The following is a 14,908-nucleotide window of genomic DNA, read 5'->3' on the forward strand; positions in this document are numbered from 1 at the left end:
ACAGGCCTCTCGCTCACGGCAGGGTTCAGGGGGTGGGACGCAGCAGGTTGCGGTACTGCTCCTGGCTCAGGCTGAGCCAGGTCGAGGGGGGTAGCAGGGCGGCAAACTTGCCGTCGTCCTGATAGAGCCCCACTTCAACCGGATCGCTCTGGCCGGCGACCCATATCTTGAGGGTAACAGGGGTGCCGCGCACGGCCCCACCCGGGGGCAACAGCCAGCCTTGCCATGTCTCGATGCGGGCGGCCAGCTGGGCGCTGCTGAGCCCCAGATCCGGCCCGCTGCGCCAGCCCTGGCCGATCCGCTCTATCTGCCAGCTCGGCCCCTGCCAGGTCAACACCACGGCAGCTTCGGGCAGCAGGGGACGCGACCGCTGGGCGCTGTTCTCCTGCTGGGCCTGCTCCAGCCGGTGCAGCAGGGTGATCACTATCAGCACCACCACTATGATCACGTTATTCCAGCCTTTACGGCTCAATTTGAACATGGCAAGCCTCCCTTTGAAGCGGCAGTGTACTGAATTTCACCCATAAAAAAACCCGGCACTAAGCCGGGTTTTTTGGGAATGCAGCATCAAGTAATTACTTGATTTTGCCTTCCTTGTAGATCACATGCTGACGAATAACGGGATCAAATTTCTTGATCTCCATTTTTTCGGGCATGGTGCGCTTGTTCTTGGTAGTGGTATAGAAGTGACCAGTACCGGCGCTGGAGTTCAGGCGAATCTTATCGCGAATACCTTTAGCCATGATCTAATTCCTTATACCTTAACGCCGCTGGCACGCAGTTCAGCCAGAACCACTTCAACGCCGCGCTTGTCGATGATACGCATGCCTTTTGCGGATACGCGCAGGCTTACGAAGCGTTTTTCACTCTCAACCCAAAAACGGTGAGTGTGCAGGTTCGGCAGGAAACGACGCTTGGTAGCGTTGTTAGCGTGCGAACGGTTGTTACCAACTGCCGGGCGCTTGCCGGTTACTTGGCATACTCTAGACATGTCAGTCTCTCCAAATCTTACTTCATTGCTCGAGCAAATATCTGCCCCGCTGGCCTTCGATTGCGGGGCAAACAGAAGGCGGCATTTTATACAGCATCCGTGATCAAAGATCAACTAATACAGTGCCAGAGCCCAGTCATAACCAACCACGCTCTGCGAAAGAAACCGTGATGCCGTCACCGATCACCAAGTGATCCAGCACTCTGATATCGACCAAGGCCAGGGCGGCCAGGATCCGATCCGTGATCTGGCGGTCGGCCCGACTGGGCTCGGCTACGCCGGACGGGTGATTATGCGCCAGAATCACGGCGGCTGCATTATGTTTGAGCGCGATCTGCACGATTTCCCTGGGCCAGACGCTCGCCGAATCCAGGGTGCCGTAGAAAAGTTCAACAAATTGAATCACTCTGTGCTGGTTATCGAGCAATAACAGCGCAAACACCTCCCGCGGCCTGTCCCGCAGTTGAGCCTGCAGATACTCCCGGGTCAGCTGGGGGGAGGTGAGGGCCTCCCCCCGTTGCAACTGCTCGGCAAGATGCCGTCTGCCCATCTCCAGCACCGCCTGCAACTGGGCATATTTGGCCGGTCCCAGCCCGTGAGCGCCGCAAAAAGCCTGCTGCTCGGCCCCGAGCAGCGCCCGCAAGGATCCGAACTGCAGCAACAGCTGGCGGGAAAGATCCACCGCACTCAGGCCGCTGACCCCGGTGCGCAGGAAGATCGCCAGCAATTCCGCATCGGACAGCACCCCCGCCCCACGGCGCAACAGCTTCTCCCGAGGGCGCTCATCTTCCGGCCACTCCTTGATGCTCATTTGTCTCTCCCTCATGGCTATTGAGAGAAAACATAGCAAAAAATCGCGGGAGCCCGACCACAACTCCCCCATGTCAGCCTCTGTCGTCGTCCATCGCCTGTGCTATCTTAGCCGACCAGTCAGAGTGAGCCGAAAGAGAAGCAGCAGATGAGATTGGCCGATAAACGCATCCTGTTGGGTGTCAGTGGCGGGATCGCCGCCTACAAGAGTGCCGAGCTGGTACGTCGCCTGAAAGATCAGGGGGCCGAGGTGCGGGTGGTGATGACCCGCTCCGCCAAGGAGTTCATCACTCCCCTGACCCTGCAGGCCGTCTCCGGCCACCCGGTCGCCGACAGCCTGCTAGACCCGGCCGCCGAGGCGGGCATGGGCCACATCGAGCTGGCCAAGTGGGCGGATCTGGTGCTGATCGCCCCCGCCAGCGCCAATCTGATGGCGCGCATGGCCGCCGGCATGGCGGACGAGCTGCTGACCACCCTCTGCCTGGCCACTCCGTCAACCGTGGCGCTGGCCCCGGCCATGAACCAGCAGATGTATCGCAACGCCGCCACCCAGGCCAATCTCGATACCCTGGCCAGCTGCGGCATCCTGCTGTGGGGGCCGGACTCCGGCAGCCAGGCCTGCGGTGACGTGGGTCCGGGCCGGATGCTGGATCCCCTCGAACTGGTGGAGCGCTGCTGCCAGCAGCTGGCTGCCGAGCCGCTGCTGGCGGGGGTCAAACTGCTGCTCACCGCCGGGCCGACCCGCGAGGCGCTGGATCCTGTGCGCTACATCAGCAACCACAGCTCCGGCAAGATGGGTTACGCCATCGCCCGCGCCGCCCGCGAGGCGGGTGCCGAGGTGACCCTGGTGAGTGGCCCGGTCGCCCTGGCCACGCCCCAGGGGATTGAGCGGGTCGACGTGGAGAGCGCGGAGCAGATGCATCAGGCGGTGATGAGCCGGGTTCATGAGTGCGATCTCTTCATCGGCTGCGCCGCCGTGGCGGACTATCGCCCGGCCCAGGTCGCCAGCCAGAAGATCAAGAAGACAGGTGACAACGACCAGATGGCGCTGACCCTGGTCAAGAATCCCGACATCATAGCCGCCGTGGGGGCGCTACCGAACAAGCCCTTCACCGTCGGATTTGCCGCCGAAACCGTGGATGTGGAACAATACGCCCTCGACAAACTGCGACGTAAGCGGCTGGACATGATCGCCGCCAACGACGTGTCCCGCGCGGGTCAAGGCTTCAATGCCGATGACAACGCCCTGACCGTCTTCTGGCAAGGGGGTCAGGCCGCCCTGCCCCTGGCCGACAAGCTGACGCTGGCTCGTCATCTTGTCGCCCTGATTGCACGCCACTATCGACCCTGAGCCCCGGGCCATTGCCACTGGCGACGGACTCACGGCGACCGGCATCGCATTGACAACATGCTGGTCGACCCAAGGGCGCCCACTGAACCACTCGATCGCCCCCCGGCGATCCAATTGAAAAACGATTCATGACGACACAAATTGAACTGAAAATCCTGGATGCCCGCATCGGCACCGACTTCCCGCTGCCTGCCTACGCCACTCCGGGTTCCGCCGGCATGGATCTGCGCGCCCTGCTGGATGCACCGATCACGCTGGCACCGGGCGACACCACGCTAGTGCCGACCGGGCTCGCCATCCACATTCAGGATCCGGGTCTGTGCGCCACCATCTTGCCCCGCTCCGGCCTGGGTCATAAGCACGGCATAGTGCTCGGCAACCTGGTCGGCCTCATCGATTCCGACTACCAGGGCCAGCTGATGGTCTCGGTCTGGAATCGCGGCAACGACAGCTTCACCATGCAGCCAGGGGAGCGCATCGCCCAGCTGGTGATCCTGCCCGTGGTGCAGGCCAGCTTCCAGCTGGTCGACGAATTCAATCAGAGTGAACGGGGTGAAGGCGGGTTTGGTTCTTCTGGTCGCCAATAACAAGACCACACAGGCCCCTGGGGTCTGTGTCTAATAACAGAATCAAGCCATTGTTTTTTTTAGGGGAATCCATGGCAAGCAGTAACCAGAAACAGAGTCGGCGCGATCAGATCCTGCAGGCACTCGCCCACATGCTGGAAACCAGTCCGGGCCAGCGCATCACCACGGCACGCCTCGCGGCCGAGGTGGGTGTGTCCGAGGCGGCCCTCTATCGGCACTTTCCGAGCAAGGCGCGGATGTTCGAGGGGCTGATCGACTTTATCGAGGATTCCCTGCTGTCACGGGTCAACCTGATCATGGCCGAAGAGAAGGACACCATGGCCCGCTGCCACCATATACTGCAGCTGCTGCTGGTGTTCGCCGAGCGCAATCCCGGCATCACCCGCATCCTCAACGGCGATGCCCTGCTGGGCGAGCACGATCGGCTGCGGGATCGCATCAGCGCCCTGTTTGACAAGCTGGAGACCCAGCTCAAGCAGGCACTGAGGGAGAAGCGGCTGCGGGAAGGCCAGGGCTTCCAGCTCGATGAGACCATGCTGGCCAACCTGTTGCTGGCCTATGCCGAGGGACGGATCAGCCAGTTCGTCCGTTCCGAGTTCAAGCTCAAACCCACCGCCGGGTTCGAAGATCAATGGCAGTTTATGCGCAGCCAGCTATTGCAGAGTTGAATGTGCAATCGTCGGCGAGCATGCCGGCGCAGATGGACTGGAACACAAAGGGAGGCCTTGGCCTCCCTTGTTTTTTGTGGCAGCTTGCTATGGCACAAAATAAGCACCAGATGCGACCCAGGTTGTCGCGTTCCGGTGTTAGATTCATGCGCCATAAACCTTTATACCAACAGGACATCCTATGGAACCCGAGATCATTACCGAAGCGCAGACCTGGCTGGTCAACAACCAGGGGCTGATCATCGAGTACGCGGTCAACATCGCTGCCGCCCTGCTCACCCTGCTGGTCGGTTACATCGCCGCCAATATTCTCAGCGGTGGTGTGGTCAGAGTGATGCAGACCCGCAAGCTGGATGCCACAGTCACCCACTTCGTCGGCAGCATCCTCAAGTACACCATTCTGGTGTTCGTGGTGATAGCGGCCCTGGGCCGGGTCGGGGTGCAGACCGCCTCCTTCGTCGCCATCATAGGTGCCGCCGGTCTGGCCATTGGTCTGGCGCTGCAGGGGTCCCTCTCCAACTTCGCCGCCGGTTTCCTGCTGATCATCTTCCGCCCCATCAAGGCGGGCGAGTTTATTGAAGTAGCGGGCACCAACGGCGTGGTGCAGTCCGTCCAGCTGTTCACCACCACCCTCACCTCCGGTGACAACAAGATGGTGGTAGTACCGAACTCCGCCATCCTCAACGGCACCATAGTCAACTACTCGCGCATGGATACCCGCCGGGTCGACATGACCTTCGGCATCGGCTACGGCTCTGACCTGCGCAAGGCCAAGCAGATACTGGAGCGACTGGTGAACGAGGACCCGCGCATCCTGAAAGATCCGGAAGCCGTCATCGCCGTCGCCGCCCTGGCCGACTCCTCGGTCAACATAGTGGTGCGCCCCTGGGTCAAGACTGGCGATTACTGGGGTGTCTGGTTCGACTTCCACGAGAAGGTGAAGCTGGCCTTCGATGCCGAGGGCGTCGAGATCCCCTTCCCCCAGATGGTCATGCATATGCAGAAGACCCAGGCCTGAATCTAGTCATGATGGCCACAATGCCAGCCTCCGGGCTGGCATTGTCGTTTCCGGGGCAGGGAAAAAGCCGGCCACCGCCAGGACGGTCTGGCCCCTGCCCGACACCCGTTCAAAGGCGGCCGCTTCATCCAATCTCCGGCACCTGGTGCGCCCCGCCTCCCCCTGCCACATTGAAACCCCTTTCAACCTGACGAGACCGGCGAAGCATGAGCCAACGCAAGATCTCATGGCCCCTGCTGACTCATAATCGCAGCGTTTTGGTTGTAAACTCCTTCGATGCAGACAATTGGTAAAGCTCTGTTACACGGGCCGCACCATGTGCTCGGTATAATGGGCCCGGTATAGTGCTCGAATAATAAGGTTTGGCGGGAGCCTTGCCTGCAAGGTTCAAACACAACTTGGAAGATCGGTAATCCTATGAAAAATATCAATCCAACCCAGACCCAGGCCTGGCAGGCACTGGAAGCCCACTTTGCAGCGAACAAAGAGACCCGGCTGAAAGATCTGTTCGCCCAGGATCCCCAGCGTTTCAACAAGTTCTCCCTCACCTATCAAGGCGACATCCTGGTCGACTACTCCAAGAACCTGATCACTGAGGAGACGCTCAAGCTGCTCATCGATCTGGCCAAAGAGACCGATCTGCGCAGCGCCATCGACGCCATGTTCAACGGCGACAAGATCAACATGACCGAAGGGCGCTCCGTCCTGCACGTGGCCCTGCGCAACCGCTCCGACCGTCCCATAGAGTGCGACGGCAAGGACGTGATGCCGGAAGTGAAGGCCGTGCTGGCCAAGATGAAGGGCTTCTGCGAGAAAATCATTTCCGGCGAGTGGAAGGGCTACACCGGCAAGGCGATCCAGCACGTGGTCAACATCGGTATCGGTGGCTCTGATCTCGGCCCGGTGATGATCACCGAGGCCCTGCGTCCCTACAAAAACCACCTGCAGATGCACTTCGTCTCTAACGTCGATGGCACCCACATCGCCGAGACCCTGAAGAAGATCGATCCGGAAACCACCCTGTTCCTGGTGGCCTCCAAGACCTTCACCACTCAGGAGACCATGACCAACGCCCTGACCGCTCGCGACTGGTTCATCAAGATCGCCGGTGACAAGGCCCACGTTGCCAAGCACTTCGCTGCGCTCTCTACCAACGGCAAGGCCGTGGCCGAGTTCGGTATCGATACCAACAACATGTTCGAGTTCTGGGACTGGGTTGGCGGCCGCTACTCCTCCTGGTCTGCCATCGGCATGCCCATCGCCCTGTCTGTCGGTTTCGACAACTTCGAAGCTCTGCTGCAAGGCGCCTTCGAGATGGACATGCACTTCGCCACTGCCTCCTATGAGCAGAACGTGCCTGTGCTGCTGGCGCTGATCGGTCTCTGGTACAACAACTTCCATGGTGCCGAGTCCGAAGCCATTCTGCCCTACGATCAGTACATGCACCGCTTCCCAGCCTACTTCCAGCAAGGCAACATGGAATCCAACGGCAAATACGTGGATCGCAACGGCAAGCCGGTTGATTACCAGACCGGTCCCATCATCTGGGGTGAGCCGGGCACCAACGGCCAGCACGCCTTCTACCAGCTGATCCACCAGGGCACCAAGCTCATCCCCTGTGACTTCCTGGCGCCCGCCATCAGCCACAACCCGATCGGTGACCACCATCCGAAACTGCTGGCCAACTTCTTCGCCCAGACCGAGGCACTGGCCTTCGGCAAGAGCAAGGAACAGGTCGAGGCCGAGTTCCTGGCTGCTGGTAAAACCCTGGAACAGGTCAAGGATCTGGTGCCGTTCAAGGTGTTCGAAGGCAACCGCCCGACCAACAGCATACTGTTCAAGAGCCTGACCCCGAAAACCCTGGGTGCCCTGATCGCCATGTACGAGCACAAGATCTTCGTACAGGGCGCAATCTGGAATATCTTCAGCTTCGACCAGTGGGGCGTGGAGCTGGGCAAACAGCTGGCCAACAAGATACTGCCGGAGCTGGGCAGCAATGACGCCGTCACCAGCCACGACAGCTCCACCAACGGTCTGATCAACACCTGGAAATCCTGGAAAGCCTGATTTTCCAAGTCTTTCTGAATGCAAAAGCCCCGCTCATAGAGCGGGGCTTTTTATTGCCGGGAGTCGGCGTTGCCATCCTGTGGAGATCTGGCCAGGTGTCCAAGCCAGCCAGAAGACGGGGATCGTCACCCCCGCCCTTCCATCGCCAGCATCAACCGCCGACGGCGATACGCTTCATGTCTTTCATATAGCCGCGCAGGGTCTGGCCGATCTGCTCGATCGGGTGGTTGCGGGTCGCTTCGTTCGCGGCCAGCAGCGCCAGATTGTCCACCGCCTTGCTCTCGGCACGGGCACTGCCCAAATCACCAGCCTGAAGGGTCGGCATAAAGTGCTCACGCAGCAGCGGCACGGCGGCGTTGGCGAACAGGTAGTTGCCGTACTCGGCGGTGTCGGAGATCACCACGTTCATCTCGTACAGACGCTTGCGAGCGACTGTGTTGGCGATCAGCGGCAGCTCGTGCAGGGATTCGTAGTAGGCGGACTCTTCATAGATGCCGGATGCCACCATGGTTTCGAACGCCAGCTCGACACCCGCCTTGACCATGGCCACCATGACCACGCCGTTGTCGAAGTACTCCTGCTCGGCGATCTTGCCCGCATAGGCCGGGGCATTCTCGAAGGCGGACTTGCCGGTCTCTTCGCGCCAGCCGAACAGCTTGGCATCGTCTTCAGCCCAGTCGGCCATCATGCCGCGGGAGAACTCGCCGGCGATGATGTCATCCATGTGCTTCTCGAACAGCGGACGCATCAAGGTGCGCAGTTGCTCGGACAGCTCGAAGGCGCGCAGCTTGGCCGGGTTGGAGAGGCGGTCCATCATCAGGCTGATACCGCCCTGCTTCAGTGCCTCTGTGATGGTCTCCCAGCCGAACTGGATCAGCTTGCCGGCGTAGGCCGGGTCAGTGCCTTCGGCAACCAGCTTGTCGTAGCAGAGCAGGGAACCTGCCTGCAGCATGCCGCACAGAATGGTCTGCTCGCCCATCAGGTCGGATTTCACTTCCGCCACGAAGGAGGACTCCAGCACCCCGGCACGGTCGCCACCGGTGGCAGAAGCCCACGCCTTGGCGATGGCCATGCCTTCACCCTGGGGATCGTTCTCCGGGTGAACGGCGATCAGGGTCGGTACGCCGAAACCGCGCTTGTACTCTTCACGCACCTCGGTACCCGGGCACTTGGGCGCCACCATGACGACAGTGATGTCGGCGCGGATCTGCTGACCCTCTTCCACCACGTTGAAACCGTGGGAGTAACCCAGGGCGGCACCCTGCTTCATCAGCGGCATGACGGTTTTCACTACGTCGGAGTGCTGCTTGTCCGGAGTCAGGTTCAGTACCAGATCCGCGGTCGGGATCAGATCTTCGTAGGTACCGACGACGAAGCCGTTGTCGGTGGCCTTCTGCCAGGAGGCACGTTTCTCGGTGATGGCGGCCTTGCGCAGGGCGTAGGAGATGTCCAGCCCGGAGTCGCGCATGTTCAGGCCCTGGTTCAGACCCTGGGCGCCACAGCCCACAATCACCACCTTCTTGCCCTTGAGCGCCGCACAACCGTCAGCGAACTCTTCGCGCTGCATGAAACGACACTTGCCCAGCTGGGCCAACTGCTGACGCAGGTTCAAGGTGTTGAAATAGTTAGCCATGGTGATTGCTCCGTTCGATTGATTCCATGCCGGGTAACGGCGTTGTCCAAACCACTATAGCGCGGGACAGTTATTGCCTGAACTGATATATTCGAAACAGTACGTTGCATAAATTGAAATGTGACTCTTGGCAATCTCAGGCCGCTTTTCCCGCCCGGTGCATCTCGGGGGCTTGCAGCCTGAAGGTATATAGTCGGCACAAGCGCCGTTGCAGGAATTCAAAGATGGACCTTCGCAATCTCGAACTGTTTCTCCACCTCGCCGACTCCCTCCACTTTGGCAAGAGCGCCGATGCCATGGCGGTCAGCCCCTCCACCCTGAGCCGCGCCATCCAGCGACTGGAGCAGGAAACCGGCTGCGTGCTGTTCGAGCGGGACAACCGCAGCGTGCGGCTCACCCCGGCGGGAGAGAAGCTGCGGGAGTTCGGTGGCAGCCTGCTGCAGGAATGGCGGCGGCTCAAGCAGGAACTCAGGCGCAGCGACGAGCCGTTGCAGGGCCGGCTGCGGGTCTTCTGCTCGGTCACCGCCAGCTACTTCCTGCTGCCCGAGGTGCTGGAGCGCTTTCGTCGCCGCTATCCCCAGCTCGAGATCAAGCTGGAAACCGGCGACCCCGCCCTGGCAGTGGACAAGATCCTGGCGGACGAGGCCGATCTCGCCATCGCCGCCAGACCGGATGCGCTCTCTGCCAAGCTGGAGTTCGCCAGCCTGCAGCAGGTGCCGCTGGTGTTTATCGCCCCCCGCAATGCCCCCCAGCAAAGCCAGTGGTTCCAGCAGGGCGAACCCGACTGGGAGCGGCTGCCACTCATCCTCTCGGAGCAGGGGCTGGCCCGCAAACGCTGTGATCAGTGGTTTCGCAACAAGGGCATAGCCCCCAACATCTATGCCGAGGTCGCCGGTAATGAAGGCATAGTCGCCATGGTCGCCCTCGGTTTCGGCGTAGGCCTGGTGCCTGCCGCCGTGATCGATCACAGCCCCATGGGGGACAAGGTCCGCATCGTCGACCCCAGGCCGGCCCTCAAGCCGTTCGATGTCGGCATCGCCGTGCTCAAGAAGCGGCTGGAAGAACCGCTGATCCGCGCCTTCTGGGACACGGCCCGCGGTCAGGGAGGATTGCGCTGACCCCGGGATGGCCCCAGCATCAGTGTCAAATGTATCAGTATGAAAGCCCAGGAGAAGAGGGGACACTGGCCGGCAAACCCATCCACCACAAAGAGCCATGCCGTGAGCCAGCATCTTGTCGAAATCCAGAGTGCCATCCTGTTTGCAGAGTACCTGCAGAGCCTCGGAGTCCAGCGCACCTCGCTCGATCGGGAGCAGGAGATCTATGTGCAGGACAGGCACCTGGCCACTGTGCTGCGCATCCAGGGTGAGCTGAGATTTTATCTGCGTGCCAATGCCCTGGCCCGGTCGTGATCCGCAATGGGTCACAGAATGAACGCCTGAAGCGTATTAGACTGGCACCATACGTCACCCTCGCCTCGGGGGTCGCCATGAGGAGTGCCCATGAAACCAAGCGGCCTGGATCGGCTCTTCAAACCCCAATCGATTGCCGTCATCGGTGCTTCCAGTGACCCCCAGAAGGCCGGGCATGTAGTCATCCGGCATCTGCTCGCGGGCCAGTTCAAGGGTCCCATACTGCCGGTCAGTCCTCACTGCCGGTCCGTGGCCGGCGTGCTCGCCTATCCCGATATCGATAGCCTCCCCCTCTCTCCGGATCTTGCCATCGTCTGCACCCGGCGCGAGCGGGTACTGCCGCTCATCGAGGAGCTCGGCAAGAAGGGGACCGGCGCAGCCATCATACTGGCCGCCCAGTTCTCCGGCGACGAACGCCAGCGGCTCAGGCAGCTATGCCAGCAATACGGCATCCGCCTGCTCGGCCCCAACAGCATGGGCATGCTATTGCCCGGGCAGGGCATCAATGCCAGCTTCTCCCCCATAGCCGCTACCCCCGGCCAGGTGGCCTTCCTCTCCCAGTCGGCGGCGGTCAGCACCACCATCCTCGACTGGGCCAAGCAGCGGGAGATCGGCTTCTCGGCCTTCGTTTCGCTTGGGGATCACTGCGATATCGACTTCGGCCAGCTGCTGGATCAGCTCTCCCGCGACGGGGCAACCCGCGCCATCCTGATCTACATGGACAAGCTGCACGATGCCCGTCACTTTCTCTCCGCCGCCCGCGCCGCCTCCCGCAACAAGCCCATTCTGGTACTCAAGAGCGGCCGCCACGATCCGGCCAACGGGCTCGACAACGTTTATGATGCCGCCATCCGCCGGGCCGGCATGCTGCGGGTCCGGGATACCCATGAGCTGTTTGCCACCGTCGAAACCCTGAGCCACTCCTTGACCCTCAAGGGGGAGCGACTCGCCATCCTCTCCAACGGGCGCGGTCTGGCCAACATGGCCGCAGACGTGCTGCTGGCGCGCGGTGGCAAGATGGCCATGCCTCCCCTGGACATAGGCAGCGATGCCGATGTGGAGGCCTACAGAACCGCGCTGGACGATCTGCTGCAAGGAGACGGGGCCGATGCCATTCTGCTGATCCACGCCCCCTCCCTTACCGCCCGCGGTGCAACCCTGGCCAGCAATCTGATCGATTTCCTCAAGCAGCACCCCAGGGCAAGGCGTTTCAATATCCTGACCAACTGGGCGGGAGAATACTCGGCCCAGGAGGGTCGCCGCTTGTTCAATGAGGCGGGGATCCCCACTTACCGCACCCCGGAGAGTGCAGTCACCGCCTTCATGCACATGGTGGAATATCGCCGCAACCAGAAGCAGTTGATGGAAACCCCCGCCTCCCTGCAAGGGGACAGGCTAGATGTCGAACGTTGCCAGCAGTTGCTCCGCCAGGCGCTGGATCGCAAGCAGCGGGTACTGGATACCCACCTGGCACAACCCATCATGCAGGCGGCCGGCCTCTCCACCCTGTCGACCTGGATCGTTTCCGATGCCATCGAGGCGGCGCTGACCGCAGAGCAGATAGGCTATCCGGTGGCGGTGAAGCTGCGCTCACCTGACATAGCCCACAAGTCCGAGGTGCACGGTGTCATGCTGAATCTGCGCACCTCGGCGGAAGTGGCCCAGGCGGCGGATGCCATCCTGGACCGGGTCCGCCAGCACGATCCGGGGGCCCGAATAGAAGGCTTGCTGGTGCAACGCATGGCGCGCCGCAGCGGGGGGCTGGAGCTGCGGATCCGCTTGCAGCAGGATCCCGTGTTCGGCCCCGTCATCCTGCTCGGGGAGTCAGGCGCCGAACCCCACGAAATGGTCGCGGCCCTGCCACCGCTCAACCAGGCTCTCGCTCGCTACCAGATCATCGGTGCCCTCAAGAACGGCAAGATCCGCGAACAGGCCAGTCCGGTACGACTCGATATCGATGCCCTCGGCCAGGTCTTGTGCCAGCTCTCAGAACTGCTGCTGGCCTTCCCCGAAATCCAGGAGCTGGATCTGCACCCGCTGCAGGCCTGTGGTGAAGAGATGGTGATCCTGGATGCCAGGTTGGTGCTGATGGAAGAGGGTCGGCAGATGCTGCCACTGGCCATTCGCCCCTATCCCACCGAACTGGAGGAGGGTGCCTGGCTCAAGGATCAGAGCCATGTCCTGCTGCGCCCGATCCGGCCGGAGGATGAACCGGCCCACAAGCAGTTCGTGCTCAAGGTCTCCGATGAGGACAGATACAAACGCTTCTTCGCCGACGTGGGGGAGCTGGGGCACGAAGAGCTGGCCCGCATGACCCAGATAGATTATGACCGGGAGATGGCCTTCGTCGCAGTCGGACAGGAAGGCGCCTTCAACCAGCAGATCCTGGGAGTGGTGCGCGCCATCTCCAATCCGGACCAGTCTGACGCGGAATTCGCCATCCTGGTGCGATCGGATATGAAAGGGCTGGGGCTTGGCACGCTGATGATGGAGAAAATAGTGCGCTACGCCAGAGAGCGCGGCATCGGCCAGCTGTCGGGCATGACCATGCCCAGCAATCGCGGCATGATCAACCTGGCCAAGCGGCTGGGTTTCCAGATCGACATCCAGCTGGAAGACGGCGTAGTCAATATGGTGCTGCCCTGTGCAGATCAGGGCCGATGAAGGTGGGATTCGGTTATAAATCAACCGAATATAGATGCAGGCTGTGAATTTCAGGCAATAAAAAACCCCGCTCGATGAGCGGGGTTCTTCGTGTTGGGTGCCTGGCAGTGTCCTACTCTCGCATGGCGAATGCCACACTACCATCGGCGCTACCGCGTTTCACTTCTGAGTTCGGCATGGGATCAGGTGGTTCCACGGCGCTATGGCCGCCAGGCAAATTCTTAATCTAGAAAGCTGACGTGAGTAATGATGTCGCTCGTGGCTTCATCACTATCACTGAATTAGTTAGTAGTTCATACACTTGCTACAAGGCCCAGAACACTTCTTGGGTGTTGTATGGTTAAGCCTCACGGGTAATTAGTATGGGTTAGCTCAACACGTCGCCGCGCTTACACACCCCACCTATCAACGTTGTGGTCTCCAACGGCCCTTTAGGACCCTCAAGGGGTCAGGGATGACTCATCTCAGGGCTCGCTTCCCGCTTAGATGCTTTCAGCGGTTATCGATTCCGAACTTAGCTACCGGGCAGTGCCACTGGCGTGACAACCCGAACACCAGAGGTTCGTTCACTCCGGTCCTCTCGTACTAGGAGCAACTCCCTTCAATCATCCAACGCCCACGGCAGATAGGGACCGAACTGTCTCACGACGTTCTGAACCCAGCTCGCGTACCACTTTAAATGGCGAACAGCCATACCCTTGGGACCGACTTCAGCCCCAGGATGTGATGAGCCGACATCGAGGTGCCAAACACCGCCGTCGATATGAACTCTTGGGCGGTATCAGCCTGTTATCCCCGGAGTACCTTTTATCCGTTGAGCGATGGCCCTTCCATTCAGAACCACCGGATCACTATGACCTACTTTCGTACCTGCTCGACCTGTCCGTCTCGCAGTTAAGCTGGCTTATGCCATTGCACTAACCTCCTGATGTCCGACCAGGATTAGCCAACCTTCGTGCTCCTCCGTTACTCTTTGGGAGGAGACCGCCCCAGTCAAACTACCCACCAGGCACTGTCCGCGAGCCCGATTCAGGGCCCTGCGTTAGAACATCAAACATACAAGGGTGGTATTTCAAGGACGGCTCCAGCGCAACTGGCGTCACGCCTTCAAAGCCTCCCACCTATCCTACACATGTAGGTTCAATGTTCAGTGCCAAGCTGTAGTAAAGGTTCACGGGGTCTTTCCGTCTAGCCGCGGGTACACCGCATCTTCACGGCGAATTCGATTTCACTGAGTCTCGGGTGGAGACAGCATGGCCATGGTTACACCATTCGTGCAGGTCGGAACTTACCCGACAAGGAATTTCGCTACCTTAGGACCGTTATAGTTACGGCCGCCGTTTACCGGGGCTTCGATCAAGAGCTTCGCTTGCGCTAACCCCATCAATTAACCTTCCGGCACCGGGCAGGTGTCACACCCTATACGTCCACTTTCGTGTTTGCAGAGTGCTGTGTTTTTGATAAACAGTCCCAGCCATCTGGTCACTGCGACTCCCAACTGCTCCATCCGCAAGGGACTTCACTGTCAAGAGCGAACCTTCTCCCGAAGTTACGGTTCTATTTTGCCTAGTTCCTTCACCCGAGTTCTCTCAAGCGCCTTGGTATTCTCTACCCGACCACCTGTGTCGGTTTGGGGTACGATGACTTGTAATCTGAAGCTTAGAGGCTTTTCCTGGAAGCAGGGCATCAATGGCTTCACCACCGTAG

General features: G+C 60.4%; 13 protein-coding genes and 2 rRNA genes (1 of these 15 only partly in view). 8 read left to right on the forward strand and 7 right to left on the reverse strand.

Features of this window, described 5'->3' with window-relative positions:
• Positions 1 to 25: 25 nt before the first annotated feature.
• The 4 genes from ACFWHB_RS20765 to radC all read right to left on the reverse strand — a co-directional run bounded on the left by ACFWHB_RS20765 (position 26) and on the right by radC (position 1,802).
• Positions 26 to 481, reverse strand: coding sequence for a hypothetical protein (locus ACFWHB_RS20765; protein ID WP_395949172.1), 456 nt, complete (start codon positions 479 to 481; stop codon positions 26 to 28).
• 94 nt (positions 482 to 575) lie between these two features.
• Positions 576 to 743, reverse strand: coding sequence for a 50S ribosomal protein L33 (rpmG, locus tag ACFWHB_RS20770; protein WP_005323752.1), 168 nt, complete (start codon positions 741 to 743; stop codon positions 576 to 578).
• Positions 744 to 754: 11 nt separating this feature from the next.
• Entirely contained in the window at positions 755 to 991 is a 237-nt protein-coding gene (gene rpmB, locus ACFWHB_RS20775) for a 50S ribosomal protein L28 (RefSeq protein ID WP_005307492.1), read from the reverse strand.
• A gap of 136 nt (positions 992 to 1,127) precedes the next feature.
• Positions 1,128 to 1,802, reverse strand: a complete 675-nt coding sequence (gene radC / locus ACFWHB_RS20780; protein ID WP_163156784.1) for a RadC family protein — start codon at positions 1,800 to 1,802, stop codon at positions 1,128 to 1,130.
• Positions 1,803 to 1,949: 147 nt separating this feature from the next.
• On the opposite strand from radC, the gene coaBC reads away from it, so the two are divergent.
• The 5 genes from coaBC (at position 1,950) to pgi (ending at position 7,492) form a co-directional block, all read left to right on the forward strand.
• A complete protein-coding gene (gene coaBC, locus ACFWHB_RS20785; RefSeq protein WP_395949173.1) occupies positions 1,950 to 3,152 on the forward strand; it encodes a bifunctional phosphopantothenoylcysteine decarboxylase/phosphopantothenate--cysteine ligase CoaBC in 1,203 nt (400 codons plus the stop codon).
• 128 nt (positions 3,153 to 3,280) lie between these two features.
• Positions 3,281 to 3,739, forward strand: coding sequence for a dUTP diphosphatase (dut, locus tag ACFWHB_RS20790; RefSeq protein WP_025328776.1), 459 nt, complete (start codon positions 3,281 to 3,283; stop codon positions 3,737 to 3,739).
• Positions 3,740 to 3,810: 71 nt separating this feature from the next.
• The gene (gene slmA, locus ACFWHB_RS20795) at positions 3,811 to 4,407 is read left to right on the forward strand and encodes a nucleoid occlusion factor SlmA (RefSeq protein WP_005323760.1); all 597 of its coding nucleotides are present in this window, start codon (positions 3,811 to 3,813) and stop codon (positions 4,405 to 4,407) included.
• A gap of 181 nt (positions 4,408 to 4,588) precedes the next feature.
• Positions 4,589 to 5,425, forward strand: coding sequence for a mechanosensitive ion channel domain-containing protein (locus ACFWHB_RS20800; RefSeq protein ID WP_106885449.1), 837 nt, complete (start codon positions 4,589 to 4,591; stop codon positions 5,423 to 5,425).
• Positions 5,426 to 5,842: 417 nt separating this feature from the next.
• A complete protein-coding gene (pgi, locus tag ACFWHB_RS20805; RefSeq protein ID WP_395949174.1) occupies positions 5,843 to 7,492 on the forward strand; it encodes a glucose-6-phosphate isomerase in 1,650 nt (549 codons plus the stop codon).
• Positions 7,493 to 7,643: 151 nt separating this feature from the next.
• Here pgi and ilvC read toward each other — a convergent pair whose 3' ends face one another.
• Positions 7,644 to 9,125, reverse strand: a complete 1,482-nt coding sequence (gene ilvC, locus ACFWHB_RS20810) for a ketol-acid reductoisomerase (RefSeq protein WP_111913732.1) — start codon at positions 9,123 to 9,125, stop codon at positions 7,644 to 7,646.
• 224 nt (positions 9,126 to 9,349) lie between these two features.
• Between ilvC and ilvY the strand changes: the two genes are divergently transcribed.
• The 3 genes from ilvY to ACFWHB_RS20825 all read left to right on the forward strand — a co-directional run bounded on the left by ilvY (position 9,350) and on the right by ACFWHB_RS20825 (position 13,201).
• Positions 9,350 to 10,243: an HTH-type transcriptional activator IlvY gene (ilvY, locus tag ACFWHB_RS20815; RefSeq protein ID WP_395949175.1), complete on the forward strand. Its 894-nt coding sequence runs from the start codon at positions 9,350 to 9,352 to the stop codon at positions 10,241 to 10,243.
• Between the two features lie 102 nt (positions 10,244 to 10,345).
• Positions 10,346 to 10,537 (forward strand): hypothetical protein, encoded by a 192-nt coding sequence (locus tag ACFWHB_RS20820; protein ID WP_395949176.1) that lies wholly within the window; start codon positions 10,346 to 10,348, stop codon positions 10,535 to 10,537.
• A gap of 90 nt (positions 10,538 to 10,627) precedes the next feature.
• Complete coding sequence (locus tag ACFWHB_RS20825) at positions 10,628 to 13,201, forward strand: bifunctional acetate--CoA ligase family protein/GNAT family N-acetyltransferase (protein WP_395949177.1); 2,574 nt, start codon at positions 10,628 to 10,630, stop codon at positions 13,199 to 13,201.
• Between the two features lie 99 nt (positions 13,202 to 13,300).
• Here the strand turns inward: ACFWHB_RS20825 and rrf are convergent.
• A 5S ribosomal RNA gene (gene rrf, locus ACFWHB_RS20830) occupies positions 13,301 to 13,415 on the reverse strand.
• A gap of 122 nt (positions 13,416 to 13,537) precedes the next feature.
• Positions 13,538 to 14,908: ribosomal RNA gene (locus ACFWHB_RS20835) — 23S ribosomal RNA — on the reverse strand (it continues 1,519 nt past the right edge of the window).

The organism is Aeromonas mytilicola subsp. aquatica (assembly GCF_044336385.1).
In the GTDB taxonomy this organism is placed as follows: domain Bacteria; phylum Pseudomonadota; class Gammaproteobacteria; order Enterobacterales; family Aeromonadaceae; genus Aeromonas; species Aeromonas rivipollensis.